This is a genomic window from Actinokineospora auranticolor, from assembly GCF_041897805.1.
Classification (GTDB): domain Bacteria; phylum Actinomycetota; class Actinomycetes; order Mycobacteriales; family Pseudonocardiaceae; genus Actinokineospora; species Actinokineospora auranticolor.
On sequence record NZ_CP154825.1, the window covers coordinates 5404835 to 5425102 of the forward strand.

The following is a 20268-nucleotide window of genomic DNA, read 5'->3' on the forward strand; positions in this document are numbered from 1 at the left end:
CCGTGGAACCTAGTCGGTGCGCTGTGCCGGGATGAACCGGCGCACGGCGGTCAGGGTGAACAGCAGGGTGAGCGCCGCCACGACGGCCAGAGCGGCGAGTCCGACGGCGTACGAGCTGAAGGCGCCGTAGAGCGCGCCCATGACCAGGGGCGGCACGAACCCGCCGAGACCGCCTGCGGCGCCGACCACACCGGTGACCGAGCCGACCTTGTCGGCCGGGGTCACCAGCGCGACCAGGGCGAACACCGCGCCGCTACCCGCACCGAGCGCGGCGGCCATGGTCAGGAAGGCGATCGTGGCGCCGGGCATCAGGCCCGGGGTGAACGCCTGCGCCGCCGCGCCCGCCGTGACCACCGCGAACGCGGTGGCGAGCACGCGGATCGGGCCGACGCGGTCCGACAGCCAGCCGCCGACCGGGCGCATCACGACGGCGAGCAGCACGAACCCGGCCATCCGGTTGGCCGCGTCGGACTGGGTGAGGCCGTACGAGGTCTTGAGGTAGGCGGGCAGGTAGACCGAGAAGGCGACGTACCCGCCGAACGCGACGGCGTAGAGCAGGGACGCCTGCCAGGTCGCGGCCAGCCTGGCGGTCGCGGCGAGGCGCTGGGCCAGCGGCGCGGTGGGCACGGCGCGGCCGGGGGCGTCGCGGAGGACGGCGGCGGCGAGCAGGGCGTAGGCGAGCAGCACGACGGCGGTCACCAGGAACGGGGTCTGGATGTCACCCGCGTCGACCAGGGGCACTGTGGTGAGCGCGCTGATGGCGGTACCGCCCATGCCCGCGCCGAACACGCCGATCGCGAAGCCGCGGCGGGCGGGCGGGAACCAGGCGTTGACGAACGGCACGCCGACGGCGAACGCCGTGCCGCCGTGCCGAGGAAGAAGCCGCCGACCAGCAGGGCCGCCAGGGAACCGTGGCCCCACCAGCCGAGGAACAGCACGGGCACGATGGTGGCGGCGGACACGATCGGGAACATGACCCGGCCGCCGAAGCGGTCGGTCAGCGCGCCCACCGGGATGCGCCCCAGCGAGCCGACCACGACCGGCACCGCGACGAGCAGCGCCTGCTGGAAGGCCGAGAGCCCGAGGGAGTCCTTGAACCGGGGGCCGAGCGGGCTCAGCAGCGCCCACGCCCAGAAGTTGACGGCGAACCCGAGGGTCGCCACAGTCAACATGGCCGCGCGCCTGCCCGCCGTCGGCTCACCCGCCCGCGGCTCGACCGGGTGCTTTCCCCCGGTGCCGCACTTCCCCTTCGTACCGTGCGTCGAGGTCATCGTCCCCGCCTGTCGTCCACGTCCTGCCGTCCCACCCGCCCGGGCGGACTCGCTCCGATCCCATCCGAACAAACCCGATGGGCCGCGCCGCCGCCACAGCAGAACCGGGTGAGGTTCCCGATCCGGTGAACCGGAACGGCCGTTGGCGTGGCGAACACCCTGTCGGGGTGAATCCGTCCCACGGCGCCCGGGATGGGTTTGTCGGCGCGCCGTGGTCACGCGCCAGCGATCGACCCCGCGCGGGTCGGGGTCGAGAGGACCAAGGGCGCGACGACCGTGGACCTAGGTCGGCTGCCTCCACTCTCGACAGCCCCTGGGGCTCAGGCGAGCAGGGTGTCCCGGTGCGCCCAGGCGAGGGCGAGGAGGGCGGCGCCCGCGGCCTGGGTGGGTTCGTGGTGGACGAACCGGGTGATGGTGTCCTCGGTGAAGGGTTGGGCGTCGAGGACGCGGCCCTCGTCGTTGGTGTCGACGGGGGTGCCGAACAGGTCGTCGAAGACCTCGGCGTCGATGGCGGCGACGGTGAGCAGGTCGGTGGCCAGGGTCAGGGGGTCGACGCCCATACCGAGGCAGGTGACGCGGACCCGGGTGCCGAGTTCGCCGGTCAGGCGGGCGGCGAAGGGCCACCGGTCGTAGTCGGTGGGGGCGGTCTCGGGGGTGCCGAGCAGCTCCTCGGAGAACTCGCGGACCACGCAGCGCCACAGGGAGAAGTCGGCGCGGTCGTCGGCGGCGGGTTGGAAGACGCCGACGGGGACGACCTGGTAGAGCCCACCCGCGTGCCCGACGCGCTTCGGGTCGCGCCAGTGCAGGTAGAGGTCGGCGGTCCCGGCGTGCCGGTCGACGCGGAGGGTGAGGGTGCTGATGGCGACGTTGGTGGGGCGCCGGGTCGGGTCGCAGGGTGCGCCGATGGCGTCGCGGAGGTCGAGGGCGTCGACGAGGCCGAGGCGGCGGGCGGCGTACTCGTGGGCGCAGGCCTCACCGAAGTCGATGCCGTCGAAGTAGGTGCCCGCGCCGAAGTCCACGCGGGGGACGCTGAGGTCGGCGTCGAGGAGGCGGTAGGTGGCGCGGTTCTGGAAGACGGCCGGGGCGGCGAGGGCGGCCATGGCGGACGAGTAGGTCCGGTGTGGTTCGGGGAGGGCGGCCGGTGGGGCGGCGAACCGGGTGGACCCGCCTCGGTGGAGGGTGATGGCGGTGAGCTGCACGGGCTCGGGCGGGAGCCAGGACGGGGTCGTGAGCAGCGGCGTTCCGGCGACCGTCGGTGTGTCCGGGTACTCGGCGACGGCGTCGACGGCCAGGGTGTGGCGGTGCTCGGCGAGGTAGGCGCGGACGGCGAGCCAGTCGTCGGCGGTCGGCATGGCACTCCCCCGGTCGGTTCCCGTGGGGAGGCTACTTGCCGCCGCCGTGCGCCGCCCAGAGGTGCAGGACGATGACGATCGTGAGGGCCGCGCACCAGAGCGCCACGCACCAGGGGGCGCGGTGGGTGGCGACCGCGACGACGCCGAGGACCAGGAAGGCCGTCAAGCCCACCGCGGTGAGGAACGAGACCGCGCTGGGCGGGTGCTCGCGCGTCGTGGGCATCAGCGGGCCGACCGGTCGGGTGCGGCTCGGCACCGCGCGAGGGCGGCGGCGGATGCCTTGAAAAGTGGCTGTTTGGACACCGGGTCCCAGTCGGTGCGGGTCAGTTCGTTGCCCGCCCGGTGGCCGTTGCCGTCCGGGTCGTCCCAGTACCCGTAGTGGAACGGGACGAACAGGACACCCTGGCGGATCCCGCCGATGCGGGCCTTGGCTCGGATCGCCCCGCGCGGAGAGCGGATCTCGACCAGGTCGCCCTCGGCGAGGTCGTGCTCCCGGGCGTCCCCGACGGCCACCTCGACCCACATCTCGGGTGCGGCGGCGTTCAACTCGGGGGCGCGACCGGTCTTGGTGCGGGTGTGGAACTGGTAGACGGTCCGACCGGTGATCAGGGCAAACGGGTAGTCGGGGGCTCGGGTGCGGTTGTGTAGTCGGCGGATTTGATGAGGGCCCGACCGGCGGGGTCGTTCGCGCGGTAAGCAGCTTCGTCGACCGGGTCACCGGTCATGAGGTCGTGGCCGTATGTCTCGCAGTAGTCCGGTTCGGTGGGGAACCGGCCGTCGCGGTAGAGGCGCTCGGTGCCGTCGGGGTTGTCGGTGTCGCGGGGCCACTGTACGCCACCGCGCTCTTCGAGCAGGTCGTAGCTCAGGCCGGTGTAGTCACAGGGCCGTCCGGCGCTAGCCGCTTGCCAGGCCCGGTACGCGGACTCCCCGTCGCGCCAGGGCGGGAACGGGGCACCCGATCGGTCGCGCAGGTCCATCCGCCTGGCGTAATCGAGGAAGATGTCCACATCGGAGCGTGCCTGTCCCGGCGGCTCGACGGCCTTGCGGGACAGGTGCACGGTGCGGTCGGCGTTGGTGAAGACCCCGGTCTTCTCGCCCCACGCCGCGGCGGGGAGGACCACGTCCGCCAGTTCCGCGGTCTCGGTGCGGAAGATGTCCTGGACGACCGGGAAAAGGCTTTCCCGGCGGAGGATTCCCCGCACCCGGGCGAGGTCCGGCAGCGAAACGGCCGGGTTGGTGGCGCTGACCCACAGCATCCGCAACTCGCCTTCCTCGGCGAGGTCGAGCATCTTCATGGCGTGCGTCGGCGGACCGCCGTGCGGGATGTGCCGGACGTCGAGGTTCCACAGCCGGGCGAGGTCGGCCACGTGTTCCTCGTTGGCCCATTCGGCCGAGAGACCGCAGATCCGCGCCGTTGTGTCCGGTGTGTACGGTTCAACGCGGTTGACCAGGTCGTCGAATCCCCTGGTGTGGCCGGTGATGTAGGCGCGATCGATCCAGTCGTTCGCGATGACCTCGCGCAGGAGACCGTTCATCAGGGCCACGTTCGTCCCCGGCAGCGGGGCGAGGTGGACCGTCGCCGCGCGGGCCACCGGGGTTTCCCTCGGGTCGACGCACACGATGGCGGGCGGGTTGGGACCCGCGAGCCGGTCGAGCATCCTGGTCCACAGCACGACCTGTGTCTCGGCCACGTTGTGTCCGAACAGGGCGATCACGTCGGCGTGGTCGACGTCGGAGTAGCTGCCCGGCTGGCCGTCCGCGCCGAAGGACTCCTTCAGCGCGGCCGCGGCGGTGGCGGTGCACAGCCGGGTGTTGCCGTCGAGGTGGTTGGTGCCGATGGCGCCGTGGACGATCGCGGCGAGGGTGTAGTAGGCCTCGCAGAACAGCTGCCCGCTGGTGTAGAAGCCCAGCGCGTCGGGGCCGTGGTCGGCGACCAACCGCTTGCTGTGGGCGGCGACGCGGCCCATGGCCTCGTCCCAGCCGCACTCGACCAAGCGGCCGTCGACGCGGACGGGCGGGGTGGTCAGCCGGTCGGGCGAGTTGTTCGCCTGCCAGCCGTAGAGGTCTTTGGGGTCGAGCCTGCCGTGGTTGACGCGATCGTCAGCCCGCCCTCGGACACCGACGATCGCCCCGTCCTTGACAGCGATGTCCAGTCCGTCCCCGTTCGAGTGCAGCACGGCCGCGCTCGGCACCCACGCCTCGACGTCCGCCACCGCCACCCCGTCGGCCAGGTGGTGGTCGACCCTGACAGGCCAGGGCTGTCCGGGGCCGTACGGGGTTCGCGCACCCCAGGGGTTGCTGATCCGACCGGGAAAGTGCCTGGTGGCGTTCACCCGCGCTCGCGTACCCACCCGCGCGCGCCCGCAAACGACTCTGCGGAGGTGGACGCCCGCGAGTCGATCACGTGGTGTACCCGGTGGTGCGCGCGGGTATGGCGTTGGTGTGGAGAACATCGCGGTTGTGGGGCAGGTGGCGAGGGACCTGGTGTTGCTGGTCCCCCACCTGCCGGAGGAGGGTTCGTCGGTGCCGGTGCGCGAGCGCCGGGAACTGCCCGGTGGGCAGGGGTTCGGCGTCGCCTCGGCGGCCGGGCGGCTCGGTGCCCGGGCGACGCTGGTCGGGGTCGTCGGCGGCGACACCGTGGGCGATTGGCTGGTCGAAAAGGCCAGATCCGATGGTATCCGCGTCGATCACGTGGTGCGCCGGGAGGACAGTCTGAGCGCGCTCGTCGTCAACGTGGTCGACGACGACGAGCGGTGGCGGTGTCTGGAGGACGTGCCGGACGGGACGCTGGTGACGCCTGGTGACGTGAGCGCGGCGGGTGACGCGCTATCCCGGGCCGACGCCGTTGTCGTGCAGCTGCGGCAACCTGCCGAGACCGCGTTGGCGGCCGCCGGGTGCGCGAACGGGCTCGTGGTGCTCGACGGCGCCCCCAGCGGGTACCGGGACCGGATCCTGGCCGCGGCCGACGTGGTGCGGCTGAACCGGCACGACGCCGAGTCGCTCGGCGGACGAACCGTCGACAGCGTCGCGGCGGCGGCTCGGGTGGCGGGCGAGGTACTGGCTCGGGGACCGCGGTTGGTCGCGGTGACGGCTCCCGAGGCGACCGTGTTCGCACACCCGGATGGTGCCGTCGTTGCGCCGCTGCACGGTGACGAGAGCGAGTTCCTCGCCGCGCTGACGCTTACCACGCTTCGTGGTCTGCCCGTGGAGGAAGCCGCGCACGTGGCGGTCCGGGCGGGTGCGCGCGCGGCCTGATGCTCGGACTGGCGCTTCGACGGCCGAGGCGCACGGGCGCGTCGTCGGTGGCGGGTGGATAGGCTGCGCGACGTGCCCCAGACCTCCGGTCCGACCGACCGCGTGCGCGTGTTGGAAGCGATCACCGACGTCGAGCTGCGCCACCTGGAACCGGAGGAGTCGCTGCGGGTCCTGCTGGGGCGGGTGCGTGATCTGTTCGAGGTGGACACCGCCACGATCCTGTTGTACGACGCGGACACCGAGCGGTTGACGGTGCGCGCGGCGGTGGGTGTCGAGGAGGAGATCCGGCACGGGGTGACGGTCAACCTCGGCGCGGGCTTCTCCGGTCGGGTCGCGGCCACACGGCTGCCGGTGGTGCTGGACCGGGTCGACGCGACGACCGTGGTCAGCCCGTTCCTGTGGCGCAAGGGGCTGAAGGCCCTGTTGGGCGTGCCGATCCTGGCGCGGGACGAGCTGATCGGCGTGCTGCACATCGGTTCCCTGTCCGCGCGGCGGTTCACCGAGGCGGACACGCGGCTGCTGGTGCTGGTCGCCGACCGGATCGCGCTGGCCATCCAGGCGGAGCGCAGCGGCGCCGAGCGCGCCGCGACGACGGCGTTGCAGCGCAGCCTGCTGCCCGGCCGGTTCCCGGCGGTGCCCGGTCTGCGCTTCGCGGCCCGCTACGTGCCCGGCGCCGCGACCGGGCTGGGCGGCGACTGGTACGACGTCTTCGAACTCCGCGACGGGCGGGTCGGGATCGTCATCGGCGACGTGGCCGGGCACGGGCTCGCCGCGGCGGTCGTGATGGGCCGCCTGCGGAGCGCGCTGCGGGCGTACGCCCTGGAGTACGACGCGCCCGGGGAGGTGCTGGCCAAGCTGCACGGCAAGGTGTCGCACTTCGAGAAGCGCAGCCTGGCCACGGTGACCTACGGCATCATCGACGTCCCGCGCCTGCGCATCACCCTGTCGTCGGCGGGCCACCCGCCGCCGGTCTTGGCGCTGCCGGGCCGGGAGTCGGCGCTGGTCCCGCTGCCCCCGGACATCCCGGTCGGCCTCGGTCTGCGCGGCGCGCGCCGCGACACGGTGGTCGACCTCGTCCCGGGCGCGGTGCTCGCCTTCTACACCGACGGCCTCGTCGAGCGCCGCGACCGCGCCATCGACCCGGCCCTCACCCGCCTCGCCGCCGCCGTCACCCCCGACGACCCCGCCGCGGTGTGCGCCCAGGTCATGGACGCGCTGCTCGACAACGCCCCCGGCCGCGACGACATCGCGCTGCTGGTCGCCCAGGTCACGGCAGACTAGGCGGCCTACCAGACCCTCGGGCCGGGCGCGGTGCGCATCCGCGCCCACTCGGCCGCGCGGAACGGGACGTACCGGGGTGTCGACGCGGGCTCGCGCGCGGGAAGCGCGTCCGGTTCGTCGTAGTTGGGCGCGAGGAGCCTGCTCCAGATGTCGCCGGTGACGTACCCGGCCAGGAACTCGAGCGTGCCGACGGCGAAGCGCTCCAGGACCGGGTCGTCGTCGTGGACGCGCCAGACGCTGGCGTTGGACACGACCACGGTCCACCCGCCGGGCTCCTGCGACCACAGCACCACGGGCCGGACCGCCCAGGCCCACGGGATCAGCCCGCCCGGTTCGGGGAACACCGGGTCGGGGACGTCGTCGGGGTGGTCGTCGCGCCACTCGCGCAGCTCGTCCATCTCCAGTGCGAACTGGTTCCCGTAGTCCGGTATGCCGTAGACCAGCTGGGGCGGGTGGACGGCGATGCCCTCGCCGTACGGGCTCAGGAACTTGCCGGGCGGGAACACCCGGAGCAGGTGCTTGTACTCCTCCGGTAGCGCGACCCCCATCAGCTGCTCGACCGCGTCCCATTCGGTGGTCTCGGGGGACGCGCCGCGCCACCCGCACAGCTTCGCCAACTCGTCCACGTCGCGCACCCGGCCATGGTCGCGCGGGTCAGGCGCCGCGGGCCAAGGGGGTGGCCAAGAGGTCGCGGAGGCTGGTGGTGGCGTGCCAGGTGACGGCGGGGTCGAGGTCTTGGCGGCGCCAGAGGGTGAGGGGCAGCGGAGGCGGTGGCGGGAGGTCGCCGCGGTGGACCAGACCTTCGGGGGTGGTGCCGAGAGTGGCGAGCGCGGCGACGCCGAGACCCGCGGCGGTAGCGGCGTGCACTCCCGCGAGCTGGTTGGCCTCGGCGCCCATCTCGGCCGGGATCCGGTGCCGCGCCAGGGTTTCCAGCGCGGCGGTGCGCAGCGCGCACGGGCTGTCGAAGGCGACGACGGGAACCGGGCCCGCGGGGCGCGACCACCCCTCGGCCGCGTACCAGGTCAGTTCCAGCTCGCCGACCGGTGTCGCGCGCGGGTCGTCGGCGGCGCCGAGCAGCAGGGCCAGATCGATGCGGCCGGTGCTCAGCGCCTCCCGCAGCGCCGTGCCGCGGTCGAGCCGGTAGCGGACGCGGTGGTCCGGGAGCGACCGCTCCAGCGCAGCGGTGAGCAGCGGCAGCAGCTGCGCGGCGGCGTGCTCGGTCGAGCCGATGACGATCACCTCGCCCGCCTCGACGCCGAAGGTGCGCAGGGACTCGTCGTGCAGGGCGAGGATGCGGCGGGCGTAGCCGAGCAGGTGGGTGCCGTCGGTGGTGAAGCGGGAGCGGCGGCCGTCGCGCTCGACGAGGCGGCGGCCGGTGGCGGCCTCCAGCCTGCGCACGTGCTGGCTGACCGCGGCCTGGCTGAGGTGCAGGTGCGTGGCGGCCCGCTGGAAGCCACCGCGGTCGGCGACCGCGACCAGGCTGCGCAACGGCACGATGTCCAGAACCTTCTCCATGGCACCGGAAGCTACCCGAGCACCCATCACGAACCGTGATGTATCCGCATCATGAAACGTCGTTGGACAACCCCAGCTCAGAGGGGTCATGCTCGGGTCCATGAACCAGACCCCCGACGAGATGGGCGCACCGCTCACCTGCCGTCGCTGGCTGGTCTGTAACACCTCTCCCACCACCCACCCCCTCTTCCCCACCCGGCACCGTCCCCGACCTGGCGCGCCAATCGCCGCGATCGTGCACACGAACTGTTAGGCGCGATTCACCTCAGCCTGGTTCGCAGCACCATCGCCGCCGCCCACACGGGTTTCGGTACTCCGGCAACACGCCTGTCTCCACGGCGCGCATTCCACCTATTCCTATCGAGAATGGATCACCATGTCCCGTCGCACCCTGAAACTGGGCGCCGTCCTCCTCGGGGTCGGCGGGCCGGGCCAGCACCGGACCTGGCTCGACCCCGAGATCCCCGCCGACGCCAGCGTCGACATCGACTGGTACCTCGCCCGCGCCGAGGAGGCGGAGGCGGCGAAGTTCGACCTGGTGTTCATCGTGGACAGCCAGTTCATCACCGAGAACTCCCCCAACCACTACCTGAGCAGGCTCGAACCGCTCACGCTGTTGTCCGCGCTCGCCGTCCACACCAGACACATCGGTCTAGTCGGTACGGCCACCACGTCGTACAACGAGCCGTTCAACCTGGCCCGCCGCCTCTACTCGCTCGACCACATCAGCGGCGGTCGTGCGGGGTGGAACGTGGTGACCAGCGGCGACGCGGGCACGGCGGGCAACTACAGCCGCGACGAGCACTACGACTACGCCACCCGCTACGGCCGCGCGCTCGAACACGTCCGGGTCGCCCAGGGCCTCTGGGATTCCTACGAGGCCGACGCGTTCCCCCGCGACCGCGCCACCGAGGTCTTCCTCGACCCCGCCAAGCAGCACGCCTTGAACCACAAGGGCGAGCACTTCTCCGTCGTCGGACCGCTCAACCTCGAACGCTCGCCGCAGGGCCAACCGGTCATCTTCCAGGCCGGGGACTCCGAGGAGGGCCGGGACCTCGGGGCGAGCATCGCCGAGGTCATCTTCACCCACGCCCAGACCCTCGAACAGGCCAAGGCGTTCCGCACCGAACTGCGTGAGCGGGCCGCCGCGAAGGGCCGCGACCCGGAGCACGTGCTGATCCTGCCCGGTATCCGGTTGGTCATCGCCGACACGGACGAGGAGGCACGGGCCAAAGAGGACGCGTTGCTCGGTGGCCGCAGCTTCGACCGCGCGCTCAAGGAACTCGGCCGTCCGTTCGGCTGGCACGACTTCACCCAGTACGAACTCGACGCGCCGTTCCCGGACGTCGCCTCGCTCGGCGAGCGCAGCTTCCGCACCCAGGCCGAGGGCATCACCAAGTTGGCCAAGGACAACGGTTTCACGCTCCGCCAACTGGTCGAGCACCTGAGCGAGTCCGCCCGTTCGCCGTTCGTCGGCTCGCCGACCACCGTGGCCGACACCATCCAGCACTGGTTCGAGGAAGGCGGGTTCGACGGGATCAACGTGACCGTCAACGCGCCCAGCGAGTTCGCCCGCTTCACCGACCAGGTCCTCCCGATCCTGCGCGAACGCGGAGTCGTGCGCAGCGAATACGAGTCCACCACCCTCCGGGGCAACCTCGGCCTGCCGATCCCCGAGAACCGCCACACCGCAGCCAGACGCCCGCAGCCAGAGCCCGCGCTCGTCCCGTGACCGCGGCGACCACACCGAAGGAAAGACAGCACATGCGTTCGCACCGCACCGCCCGCCACCGCCTCGCCGCCGCGGGGTTCGCCGTCCTGTTCGCCGCCACCCTCACCGCGTGCGGGAGCAGCGGGGCGTCCACCGGGTCCACCGGCCCCGCCGCGCTGAAGTGGGCGTCGTCGTACTTCCCCACGCACTGGGACCCGGTGGTCAGCGGCAGCGGCGCGCAGTTCCGCGAGCTCGCCCTGGTCTACGCGTCGCTGACCCGCACCGACGAGACCGGCAAGGCCGTACCGGACCTGGCCGCGAGCTGGGAGTACAACACCGCGGGCGACCAGGTCACCTTCCACCTGCGGCCCGGGTTGAAGTTCTCCGACGGCGAGCCGGTGGACGCCGCGGCGGTCAAGGCCGCGATCGAGCGCGCCAAGACGCAGAAGAACTCGGCGCTGTTCGGCGACCTCACCTCGATCAAGGAGGTCACCGCGACCGGCCTCGACGTGGTGGTGGCGCTGTCGCAGGTGGACCACCAGATCCCGCAGCTGCTGGGCCAGCGCGTGCTGCAGGTGGCCAGCCCGAAGGCCGCGGCAGACCCGGCGAAGCTGGACCAGAACCCGATCGGCGCAGGCCCGTTCACCATCACCCAACTGGTCCCGGGCACGAAGGCGGTGCTGAAGAAGAACCCGGACTACTGGGACGCGGCGAACATCCACATCGACACCGTGGAACTCGTCTCGGCGCCGGATTCCTCCACGGTCGTCTCCGGTTTGCAGACCGGGGTCTACAACTTCGCCGACATCGTGCCCGCGCAGGCGGACGCGGCGAAGAAGGCCGGGCTCGACGTGTTCGTGCAGCCGGGCTTCAACGCCGCCAACATCAGCCTGAACGTGAACAAGGCGCCGTTCGACAACCCGAAGGTCGTCGACGCGGTGCGGCACGCGGTCAACCGCGAGGAGTTCGTGGACAAGCTGTCCTTCGGCTACGGCGAGGCGACCGACCAGCCGTTCCCGGAGGGCTACATCGCCTACGACAAGCAGTCGAAGGACAAGTACCCGTACGACCCGGAGAAGGCCAGGCGGCTGCTGGCCGAGGCGGGCGTCAAGGCCGGTGACATCAAGCTGGACCTGGTGATCCCGGACGCGCAGCCCGCCGCCGAGATCGTGCAGTCGCAGCTCGCCGCGGTCGGCATCACGCTGAACATCAAGGTGGACAAGAACTGGTCGAAGCCGTTCTTCGCCAAGCAGCTCACCCTCTCCCTCTACGGCACCACCGGCCGCGACTCCGCGGTGCAGACGTTGACCGCCCACTTCGGACCGAACGGGCCGCTGAACCTCAGTTCCCCCTACGAGCCCGAGGGCTTCGAGGCCGCGGTGAAGAAGGTGCGTGAGACTCCGCTGGAAGCGCCGGGGTACCCGGAGGTCCTGCGGGCCGCCACGCGCGCCGGGCTGGAGAGCCGGGCGCTGGTGTTCACCTACGCCGCGCCGAACCTGATCGCCAAGAGCAAGACGATCTCGGCGCTGCCGAAGAACCCCGCGCACATCGACTGGACGGGGGTGACGATCAGTGGCCGGTGACCTGGCCCGCGGTCGGGCCGGGGTGGGCGGGCTGCTGTCCGCCCTGGGCCGCTCCGTCGCCATCTTCGTCCCCGTGTTCTTCGTGGCGACCTTCGTGACGTTCGCGTTGCGCGCGATGAGCGGCCTGTCCCCCGCGCGGCTGCAACTGGGCGAGGACGCGACCCCGGAGGCGATCGCGAACATCGAGAGCCAGTGGGGTCTGGACCGGCCGTTCCTCACGCAGTACTGGGACTGGTTCACCGACGTGCTGCACGGGCAGTTCGGGACGAGCTGGGTCAACGGCGCGGACGTGGCCACGCTGATCGGCCTCGGGCTCGGGGTGAGCCTGTCGATCGCGCTCGTCGCGCTCGTGCTGGGCACGCTGATCGGGTTCACGCTCGGCACGGTCGCCGCGCTGCGCCGCACGACGTGGGTGGACCGGGCGATCACCGGGTTCGTCACGGTTGTGTCGGTGATGCCCGCGTTCGTGGTCGGCATCGTGCTGGTGGAGATCTTCGCCGTCGGGCTGGATCTGTTGCCTTCCGGCGGGTACGTCCCCGCGACCGAGGGCTTCGGCCTCTGGCTGGCGCACATCATCCTGCCCGCGCTGGCGTTGAGCTTCGACGTGGTGGCCGACGTGGCCCGGCAACTGCGCACCGGGCTGGTGTCGGCGTACCGGGAGAACTACGTGGTGGGGGCGGTGGTGCGGGGGCTGAGCCCGCGGCGGGTCTTCTTCCGGCACGTGCTGCGCAACGGCATCGGACCGGCGCTGGCGACGCTGGGGATCAAGTTCCCGTCGCTGGTCGGCGCGTCCGTGGTCACCGAGTGGATCTTCGGGTTGCAGGGCTTCGGCCGGTTCGCCAACGACTCCGCGCAAGCGGGTGACGTCCCCGCGGTGCAGGGGGTGCTGGTGGTGTCGGTGGCGCTGGTCGTGACGTTCAACCTGATCGTCAACGTGGTGCTGGGCCGGGTCGCGCCCGCGTCGCTGAGGGGGGTGTGACCCGTGGTGCGCCGTGTGCTCTCCCTCGCCTCGGGCCGGATCTCGGTCGTGATCCTGGCCGCGATCGCGCTGCTGGCGATCTTCGGCCCACTGCTCGCGCCGCAGGACCCGTTGGCCACCAGCTCGGACACGCTCGCCGGGGTGTCCGGTTCGCACTGGCTCGGCACGGACTACCTGGGGCGTGACGTGTTCAGTCGACTCCTGGACGGTTCGCGGGCCAGCGTTGTCGGAGCGCTGGAGGTGGCGCTGATGGCGTTGGTCGTCGGTGCGATTCCCGGTATCCTGTCCGTATACCTGGGACGGGTGTTCGAGTGGGTGACGCTGCGGTTGGCGGACACGCTGATCGCGTTGCCGTTCCTGCTTTTTGCGGTCGCGGTGACCGCGTTGCTGGGCAACGGCATCACACAAGCCATGTTCGTGACCGGCGCGCTCGTGTCGCCGCTGTTCTACCGGGTCGCACGAGCCGCGACGCTGGCGGTGGCGCGGTCGCAGTACGTGGAGGCGGCACTGATCTCGGGCGCGTCGCTGGGCTGGGTCATCCGGCGGCACGTGTGGGTCAAGGTGCTGCCGCCGATCGCGGTCGCGCTGGCGCAAACGCTTGGCACCGGGTTCATCATCGTGTCGAGCCTGTCGTTCCTCGGGATCGGAGTGCAGCCGCCCGCGCCGACCTGGGGTGGCTTGCTGGCCTCGGACCTGGGCTACCTCAGCTACCAGCCGTGGGCGCCGTTCGCGCCCGCGCTGCTGATCATGGCGACCGTATGGGCCAGCAACCTGTTGGCCGACGCGATCCGGGACGTCTCGGGTGAGGCCGGGCGGGCGTTGTTCGCGGACCGGAAGACCAGGCAACCGGTGGGAGGTGCGGTGTGACGGCGTTGACCGAGATCCCGGTGGAGACCACAGTGGACCCGGTGCTCGCGGTCCGTGATGTCCGGATCCGCGGGCAGGTGGACGGGCGGGAGATCGTCAAGGGGGTGAGTTTCACGCTCGCGCCCGGGAAGGTCGTCGGCATCGTCGGCGAGTCCGGCAGCGGCAAGACCATGACGTGCCGGGCCGTGCTGGGCATCCTGCCGCCCCGGTTCGAGGTGGCCGACGGGGCGATCCACGTGGCGGGCCAGGACGTGTCGGCGTTGAGCCAGGCGGAGCTGACGGAGCTGCGCGGGTCGACGATCAGCGCCGTGTTCCAAGACCCGGCGTCGTACCTGAACCCGTCGATCCCGGTGGGCAAGCAGGTCGCCGAGGTCGTCAAGGTGAAGAAGGGGTTCGGGCGGCGGGCGGCCCGGCAGCGGGCGCTGGAGCTGCTGGCGGCGGTGCGCCTGCGCGACCCGGAACTGGTGTACGGGCAGTACGCCCACGAGCTGTCCGGCGGGATGCTGCAACGGGTCCTGATCGCGGCGGCCATCGCGGCCGACCCCCGGGTGCTCATCGCCGACGAGGCGACGACCGCGCTGGACGTGACCGTGCAGGCGGAGATCCTCGACCTGCTGGCGGATCTGCGGGACGACTCCGGGCTGGCGCTCGTCGTGGTGTCGCACGACCTGGCCGTGGTCGCGCAGCTGTGCGACGAGGTGCTGGTGATGCGCGACGGCGAGGTCGTCGAGCAGGGGCCGACCTCGCGGGTGCTCTACCAGCCCGAGCACGAGTACACGCGGCTGCTCATCAGCGAGCACGAGCAGTACGGGCTCGACAGGTTCCTCGCGCGGGAGGGTTCGTGAGCGTCCTTGAGGTGACCGGCCTCGATGTCCACTACGGACTCCGGAGGCACCGTCGGCAAGCGCTTGCGGGCGCCTCGCTGACCGTCGAACCCGGCGAGATCGTCGGCCTGATCGGGGAAACCGGCTCGGGGAAGTCGACGTTCGCCCGGGCCGTGCTGGGCCTGGTGCGGCCGTCCGCCGGGCGGATCGTGGTCGACGGAGAGGACGTCAGCGGCCACCGCGACCGCCAGTGGCGCGCGCTGCGGCGGCGCGGCGTGCTCCAGTACGTGTTCCAGGACCCGCTGCGCAGCCTCGATCCCGATCTCACCATCGCCGACTCGTTGCTGGAACCACTGCTGCTCAAGGGGATTCCGCGGGTGGAGGCGGTGGAGCGCGCCCGCGGGTACCTGCCCCGGGTGCGCCTCGACGAGGAGTTGTTGCCCCGCTTGCCGGGTGAGTTGTCCGGCGGGCAGCGGCAGCGCGTGGCGGTGGCCCGGGCGCTGATCACCGAGCCCAAGCTGGTGATCCTCGACGAGCCGGTCAGCGCGCTGGACGCGGCCAACCGCGTGCAGGTACTGGAGATCCTCAAGGACCTGCGCGATACCGGCATCGCGCTCGTGTTCATCTCCCACGACCTCGGCTCGGTCGCCGGGATCGCCGACCGCGTCGCCGTGCTCTACCAGGGCTCGGTCGTCGAGGTCGGCCCGGCGCGCGACGTGATCGCCGCCCCCGAGCACCCCTACACCAAGCTGCTCGTCGGTTCCGCGCCGACGCTGCGCATGGCCGCCGCCGGGCGAGCCGAGCGCGAGGCGCTGCGCGCGCTGCTCAACGCCTGAAAGGGTAACCCCACATGACCCGCAAGATCCACCTCGCGCTGCACCCGTACGGAGTGGGCGGCCCCGGCCAGCACGGGCTCTGGAAGGACCCGAGCGTCGCCAAGAACGCCAGCATCGACATCAACTACTACATCCAGCAGGCGCGAGCGGCCGAGCACGCGCTGTTCGACGCGCTGTTCATCGTGGACAGCCAGTTCATCAACGCCACCTACCCGGCGCACTACCTCAACCGGCTGGAGCCGCTGACGCTGCTGTCCGCGGTCGCCACGCACACCCGGCACATCGGGTTGGTCGGCACCGCGAGTTCCACCTACAACTCGCCGTTCAACCTGGCCCGCCGGTTCGGCTCGCTCGACCACATCAGCGGCGGCCGGGCGGGCTGGAACGTGGTGACCAGCTTCGACACCGGAACCAGCCGCAACTACGGCCTGGAGGAGCACCTGGACTACACGACCCGCTACGGCCGGGCGCTGGAGTCGGTGCGGGTCGTGCGGGGCCTGTGGGACTCCTACGAGGACGACGCGTTCCCGGCCGACGTCGAGCGCGGGGTGTTCCTCGACCCGTCGAAGCTGCACGCGCTCAACCACGAGGGCGAGCACTTCCGGGTCGACGGCCCGCTGAACCTGTCCCGGTCGCCGCAGGGGCAGCCGGTGATCTTCCAGGCCGGGGTCTCCGAGGAGGGCCGCGACCTCGCCGCCCAGGTGGCCGAGGGCATCTACGCGCCGGGCGGTTCGCTGGCGGACGCCCACGCGTACTACACCGACATCAAGACCCGCACCGCGGCGGCGGGCCGCGACCCCGAGCACATCAAGATCTTCATCCACGGCGGCCCGGTCGTGCGCGGCACCGACGAGGCGGCGCGGCGGCGGGCGGCCGAGATCCTCGACGAGGACAACGACTTCGACCGCAACGTGGGCCTGCTCGGGCGCGCGTTCGGTGCGCACGACTTCAGCCGGTACGACCTCGACGCGCCGTTCCCGGACGTGGCCCACCTGGCGGAGAAGGGCGGCCGGACCGGCGCGGCGAAGATCATCGACAGGGCGCGGGCGGAGAACCTGACGCTGCGGCAGGTGGTGGAGTCGTTCAGCGAACGCCGGACCTCGCCGTTCGTCGGCGCGCCGGGCACGGTCGCGGACACGATCGCGGACTGGTTCGCCGCCGGGACCTTCGACGGGATCAACCTGGCGTTCCGCAACAACGAGGACCTGAACTGGTTCGTCGACGGCGTGGTGCCGCTGTTGCAGGAGCGGGGCCTGTTCCGCACCGAGTACGAGTCGGACACGCTGCGCGGCAACCTCGGTCTGCCGATCCCGGCCAACCGCAACTCGCTGGTGCGCGCGTGACCTCGGCGACGGGTGGGCGAGATGTCCACAACGTACGGTTCCCGGTCGGTACGCCGCCGGAGCGGGTCGACGTGCTGGTCGTCGGCGCCGGTCCGGTGGGGCTGTCGGCGGCGCTGGAGCTGAGCGGTCGCGGCGTCGAGGTGGCCGTGGTCGACCGGGCCGAGGGCGCGACGCTGGTGCGGGCCGGGGCGATGGGGCACACGCCGCGCGTGGTCGAGCACTTCCGGCGGTGGGGCGTGCTGCAGTCGGTCCGCCGGGAGTGGACCTTCCCGCCGGAGTGGAACCAGGGGATCCGCCTGGTGACGTCCCTGGTGGGGCACGAGTTGGCGCCGAACCGGCGGCCGTCGTTCACCGGTGCCCGGGTCTCGTCCGAGGAGGCGCTGCGCAGGCCGCAGAGCGCGGTGCAGCAGGTGTTCCTGCGCCACCTCGACCAGCGCGGGGTGCGGGTCGTGGGCGGGTGGCGGCTGACCGGGCTGCGGCAGGACGCCGACGGCGTCGACGCGGTGTTCGAGGACGGCCGGGTGGTCCGGGCGCGGTACGTGATCGGCGCGGACGGCGGGCGCAGCGCGGTCCGCGAACTCGTGGGGATCGCCAGGGAAGGCGAGCGGGCGCGGGAGAAGCGGCTGCGGTTGATCGTGCGCACCGGCGACATCGCCGACCGCGTCGGCCCGGCGCCGAGCGGCACGAACATCGTCTTCAACGAGCGGGCGGACGGGTTCCTGGCGGCGGTCAGCACGCGTGACTGGCGGGTGTACGCGGGTCCGTTCCCGCTCCACCACGAGCCGTCGGAAGCAGAACTGCTGGCGACGGCCCAGGCCGCGTTCGGGTTCGACCTGGACCTGGAACTGGTGTCCGCCACGACCTTCTACCACGCCACCCGCATCGCCGAGACCTTCCGGGCGGGCCGGGTGCTGCTCGCGGGCGACGCCGCGCACGTGCGGACTCCCGGCGGGAACCTGGGTGAGGGCTTCGGGGACGTGGTCAACCTCGGCTGGAAACTCGCCGCGGTGCTCGCGGACCAGGCTCCGGAGTCCCTTTTGGACTCGTACGACCAGGAGCGGCGCAGGCACAACTGGCGGGTCGCCGACTACGCGCTGGCGCGGTCGCGGCGGTCCCAGGCGACGCTGTCGGCGATCCGCGCGCTCGGCGTCCCCGACGACGCGGACCTCGGCTCGGACGCCGAACGCAGGCGCGCCGAGATCCGCGCGCTGATCGGCGCGAACCGCACCGGGTCCGACGGCGTCACCTTCGACGAGCGCTACGACGAGTCGTCGGCGATCTGGTACGACGACGACCCGGGCGCCCCGTGGCGCGCCGACCGCTACGTGGACGACCCGCGTCCCGGGCACCGGGCGCCCAACGGTCTGGTGGACCCCTACGGCGACACCCTCTACGACCGCGTCGGCGACGACTTCGCGCTGCTCGTGCTCACCGAGGACCGCGCGGTCGAGCACGACTTCGCCGCCGCGGCCGCCGCCCGGTCGCTGCCGCTCACGGTCATCCACCTGACCGACCCGTCGGCCCGGGACCTCTACGGCACGGGCAACTTCTTGATCCGCCCGGACCAGCACGTCGCCTGGCGCGGCACGGTCCTGCCGGACGGCGGCGCGGCCGCGGTCCTCGACCGGGTCGTCGGTGCGCGGCGGGCAGCCCTGGCCGCGGCGGGAGGCGAGCGATGAGCCCGCGGTTCCGGCTGGGGTTCCTGTCGCACGTGCAGGGCCGCGGCGAGGACCCGAAGCAGGCCTACCGCGACGCGCAGGAGTTGTTCGTGGTGGCCGACGAACTCGGGTTCGACGTCGGCTGGGTGGCCCAGCACCACGTGCCGCTCGCCGGTGGCGGGTTGCCGTCGCCGTGGCCGTTCCTAACGCACGCGGCGGCCCGCACCCGGCGGATCCGGCTCGGCACGGCGATCACCGTCCTCCCACTGGAGGACCCGGTCCGGTTGGCGGAGGACATCTCCGTGGTCGACGCGCTCAGCGGTGGGCGGGTCGAGGTCGGGGTCGGCAGCGGCGGCAGCGACGTGGAGTACGCGGCGTTCGGCCGGGACGTCGCGCGCAGGCGCGAGCTGACGACCGAGGGCCTGGCGGTCCTGCGCGCGGCGCTGTCCAACCAGGAGGTCGGCGCGGCGGGCTTCACCATCCAGCCGCCCGCCGACGACTTCACCGACCGGATCTGGCAGGGCGTGTTCAGCGGCACCGGCGCGGCGCACGCGGCGGCGGCCGGGTCGAACCTGCTGCTCAACCGCGCCGCGTACGGCTACGACGAGCCCACCGACGAAGTGCAGCGACCGTGGGCCGACGCGTACCTCGCCGCCTGGCGCGAACCCCGGACACCCCGGATCGGCCTGTCGCGGTTCGTGTTCCCCGCCAAGGACAGGCGGACCGCGCTCGCGCAGATCGGCGACGACGTGCACCGGGCCGCCCTCCGCTTCGGCGAGCGCGGCGGGTTCCCGGCCGGGCTGGGCGTCGACGAGGCGCTGCGCCGGTTCCACTCGTTCTACGGCCACCCCGACGAGATCGTCTCCGCCCTGCGCGCGGAGCGGGTGCTGCCCGTGGCCACCGACCTGATCACCCAGTTCAACCCCGCCATCCCGGACCAGGACGCCGCGGTCCGGGCACTCGAACTCATCGCGACCGAGGTCGCCCCCGCGCTGGGCTGGAAGCCCCGGGAAGGAGCCGTGACATGAGCCGTCACACCGATTTCGCCGCCCCGGAGGGGGTCCGCGTCCGCGGCGCGGTTGTCGTCGTCCCCGGTCGCGGTGAGACGCAGGCAACCTACGCCCGCCTCGGCAGGCGCCTGGCCGCCGACGCCTACCAGGTCCGGGTGATCGACCCGGCGTCCCTCGACGACGCGGTGGCCGACGCGGCCGACCTCCCCCGCCCGCTGGTCCTGCTCGGCGCGGACTCCGGTGCCGCCGCGATCGCGGCGCTACTGGAAGCGCACGACTCGACCGCCCCGTGGTGGCCGGAGGCGGTGGTCCTCGCCGGGCTCCCCGGTCGCGCGGCCGGCCTGGAAGGCGGCTGGGACACGGAGTTGGACGCCCGCACGTCCTGCCCGGTCCACCGCGAGACGCTCACGAGCGACCCGGCCGTCGAGCGGGGTGCACTCGGCACCGCACTGCCGGACGACCTCGTCGCCCCCGCGTACCACCCCACCACCGACATCCCGCGCCTGGTGCTGGTCGGCGACGCCGACCCGCTCGCCGACCGGGCCGCGTTGGCCACCGCTGTCAAGGCCCTCCCGAGGGCGCGCCTGTCGGTGGTCCACGGCGCGCACCACGACGTCCTCAACGACCGCCAGCACCGCTCGGTGGCCGCGGAGATCGTGGCGTTCCTGGAGACCGTGGGCAACGACCTGGTCCCGGTGATCACCGTGGCGGCGGGCACCTGGTGACGACCGACGCCAAACTTTCCGAGCCGGCAACTTTGCAAGCTCGGAAAGTTTGGCTACA

18 protein-coding genes and 1 pseudogene are annotated in these 20268 nt (G+C 72.2%); 12 read left to right on the forward strand and 7 right to left on the reverse strand.

The window, feature by feature from the left end; translation table 11 throughout:
* Positions 1 to 9 precede the first annotated feature (9 nt).
* The 5 genes and pseudogenes from V5P93_RS23535 to V5P93_RS23555 form a co-directional block, all read right to left on the reverse strand.
* Positions 10 to 1271 (reverse strand): annotated as a pseudogene (locus tag V5P93_RS23535) (MFS transporter).
* Between the two features lie 320 nt (positions 1272 to 1591).
* Positions 1592 to 2623 (reverse strand): transcriptional regulator, encoded by a 1032-nt coding sequence (locus V5P93_RS23540; RefSeq protein WP_181043569.1) that lies wholly within the window; start codon positions 2621 to 2623, stop codon positions 1592 to 1594.
* A gap of 31 nt (positions 2624 to 2654) precedes the next feature.
* Complete coding sequence (locus tag V5P93_RS23545; RefSeq protein WP_104480033.1) at positions 2655 to 2846, reverse strand: hypothetical protein; 192 nt, start codon at positions 2844 to 2846, stop codon at positions 2655 to 2657.
* Positions 2846 to 3280 (reverse strand): molybdopterin dinucleotide binding domain-containing protein, encoded by a 435-nt coding sequence (locus V5P93_RS23550; protein ID WP_374066539.1) that lies wholly within the window; start codon positions 3278 to 3280, stop codon positions 2846 to 2848. The genes V5P93_RS23545 and V5P93_RS23550 overlap by 1 nt, the downstream gene beginning before the upstream one ends.
* Positions 3229 to 4956 (reverse strand): molybdopterin-dependent oxidoreductase, encoded by a 1728-nt coding sequence (locus V5P93_RS23555; protein WP_374065068.1) that lies wholly within the window; start codon positions 4954 to 4956, stop codon positions 3229 to 3231. The genes V5P93_RS23550 and V5P93_RS23555 overlap by 52 nt, the downstream gene beginning before the upstream one ends.
* Positions 4957 to 5065: 109 nt before the next feature.
* Between V5P93_RS23555 and V5P93_RS23560 the strand changes: the two genes are divergently transcribed.
* Both V5P93_RS23560 and V5P93_RS23565 read left to right on the forward strand, forming a co-directional pair.
* Positions 5066 to 5878: a PfkB family carbohydrate kinase gene (locus tag V5P93_RS23560; RefSeq protein WP_181043570.1), complete on the forward strand. Its 813-nt coding sequence runs from the start codon at positions 5066 to 5068 to the stop codon at positions 5876 to 5878.
* Positions 5879 to 5950: 72 nt separating this feature from the next.
* Positions 5951 to 7159: a PP2C family protein-serine/threonine phosphatase gene (locus V5P93_RS23565; protein WP_104480034.1), complete on the forward strand. Its 1209-nt coding sequence runs from the start codon at positions 5951 to 5953 to the stop codon at positions 7157 to 7159.
* 5 nt (positions 7160 to 7164) lie between these two features.
* Here the strand turns inward: V5P93_RS23565 and V5P93_RS23570 are convergent, their stop codons facing one another.
* Both V5P93_RS23570 and V5P93_RS23575 read right to left on the reverse strand, forming a co-directional pair.
* Positions 7165 to 7794: an SMI1/KNR4 family protein gene (locus tag V5P93_RS23570; protein ID WP_104480035.1), complete on the reverse strand. Its 630-nt coding sequence runs from the start codon at positions 7792 to 7794 to the stop codon at positions 7165 to 7167.
* A gap of 19 nt (positions 7795 to 7813) precedes the next feature.
* Positions 7814 to 8674, reverse strand: coding sequence for a LysR substrate-binding domain-containing protein (locus V5P93_RS23575; protein ID WP_104480036.1), 861 nt, complete (start codon positions 8672 to 8674; stop codon positions 7814 to 7816).
* Positions 8675 to 9050: 376 nt separating this feature from the next.
* Here V5P93_RS23575 and V5P93_RS23580 point away from each other — a divergent pair, with 376 nt between their 5' ends.
* Genes V5P93_RS23580 through V5P93_RS23625 form a run of 10 tightly spaced genes read left to right on the forward strand, consistent with a single transcriptional unit; the run spans position 9051 to position 20210 of the window.
* Entirely contained in the window at positions 9051 to 10406 is a 1356-nt protein-coding gene (locus tag V5P93_RS23580) for an LLM class flavin-dependent oxidoreductase (RefSeq protein ID WP_104480037.1), read from the forward strand.
* Between the two features lie 32 nt (positions 10407 to 10438).
* Positions 10439 to 11968, forward strand: a complete 1530-nt coding sequence (locus V5P93_RS23585) for an ABC transporter substrate-binding protein (RefSeq protein ID WP_104480038.1) — start codon at positions 10439 to 10441, stop codon at positions 11966 to 11968.
* A complete protein-coding gene (locus V5P93_RS23590) occupies positions 11958 to 12947 on the forward strand; it encodes an ABC transporter permease (protein WP_104480039.1) in 990 nt (329 codons plus the stop codon). Before V5P93_RS23585 ends, V5P93_RS23590 begins: the two co-directional genes overlap by 11 nt.
* 3 nt (positions 12948 to 12950) lie before the next feature.
* Positions 12951 to 13814: an ABC transporter permease gene (locus tag V5P93_RS23595; protein WP_104480040.1), complete on the forward strand. Its 864-nt coding sequence runs from the start codon at positions 12951 to 12953 to the stop codon at positions 13812 to 13814.
* Positions 13811 to 14659: an ABC transporter ATP-binding protein gene (locus V5P93_RS23600; protein WP_104480041.1), complete on the forward strand. Its 849-nt coding sequence runs from the start codon at positions 13811 to 13813 to the stop codon at positions 14657 to 14659. The genes V5P93_RS23595 and V5P93_RS23600 overlap by 4 nt, the downstream gene beginning before the upstream one ends.
* On the forward strand, positions 14656 to 15474 hold the full coding sequence (locus tag V5P93_RS23605) for an ABC transporter ATP-binding protein (RefSeq protein WP_104480042.1): 819 nt from the start codon (positions 14656 to 14658) through the stop codon (positions 15472 to 15474). The genes V5P93_RS23600 and V5P93_RS23605 overlap by 4 nt, the downstream gene beginning before the upstream one ends.
* Positions 15475 to 15488: 14 nt before the next feature.
* Positions 15489 to 16817, forward strand: a complete 1329-nt coding sequence (locus V5P93_RS23610) for an NtaA/DmoA family FMN-dependent monooxygenase (protein WP_104480043.1) — start codon at positions 15489 to 15491, stop codon at positions 16815 to 16817.
* A complete protein-coding gene (locus V5P93_RS23615) occupies positions 16814 to 18496 on the forward strand; it encodes an FAD-dependent oxidoreductase (protein ID WP_104480044.1) in 1683 nt (560 codons plus the stop codon). The genes V5P93_RS23610 and V5P93_RS23615 overlap by 4 nt, the downstream gene beginning before the upstream one ends.
* The gene (locus V5P93_RS23620; RefSeq protein WP_104480045.1) at positions 18493 to 19503 is read left to right on the forward strand and encodes an LLM class flavin-dependent oxidoreductase; all 1011 of its coding nucleotides are present in this window, start codon (positions 18493 to 18495) and stop codon (positions 19501 to 19503) included. The genes V5P93_RS23615 and V5P93_RS23620 overlap by 4 nt, the downstream gene beginning before the upstream one ends.
* Positions 19500 to 20210 carry an alpha/beta hydrolase gene (locus tag V5P93_RS23625; protein ID WP_104480046.1) on the forward strand — a complete coding sequence of 237 codons (711 nt, stop codon included), beginning with the start codon at positions 19500 to 19502 and terminating at the stop codon, positions 20208 to 20210. The genes V5P93_RS23620 and V5P93_RS23625 overlap by 4 nt, the downstream gene beginning before the upstream one ends.
* Positions 20211 to 20268 lie beyond the last annotated feature (58 nt).

Coding starts and splice junctions, on each gene's coding strand:
- V5P93_RS23540 (WP_181043569.1), bottom strand. CDS start 2,623: ATGCCGACCGCCGACGACTGGCTCGCCGTCCGCGCCTACCTCGCCGAG.
- V5P93_RS23620 (WP_104480045.1), top strand. CDS start 18,493: ATGAGCCCGCGGTTCCGGCTGGGGTTCCTGTCGCACGTGCAGGGCCGC.
- V5P93_RS23575 (WP_104480036.1), bottom strand. CDS start 8,674: ATGGAGAAGGTTCTGGACATCGTGCCGTTGCGCAGCCTGGTCGCGGTC.
- V5P93_RS23585 (WP_104480038.1), top strand. CDS start 10,439: ATGCGTTCGCACCGCACCGCCCGCCACCGCCTCGCCGCCGCGGGGTTC.
- V5P93_RS23610 (WP_104480043.1), top strand. CDS start 15,489: ATGACCCGCAAGATCCACCTCGCGCTGCACCCGTACGGAGTGGGCGGC.
- V5P93_RS23545 (WP_104480033.1), bottom strand. CDS start 2,846: ATGCCCACGACGCGCGAGCACCCGCCCAGCGCGGTCTCGTTCCTCACC.
- V5P93_RS23580 (WP_104480037.1), top strand. CDS start 9,051: ATGTCCCGTCGCACCCTGAAACTGGGCGCCGTCCTCCTCGGGGTCGGC.
- V5P93_RS23625 (WP_104480046.1), top strand. CDS start 19,500: ATGAGCCGTCACACCGATTTCGCCGCCCCGGAGGGGGTCCGCGTCCGC.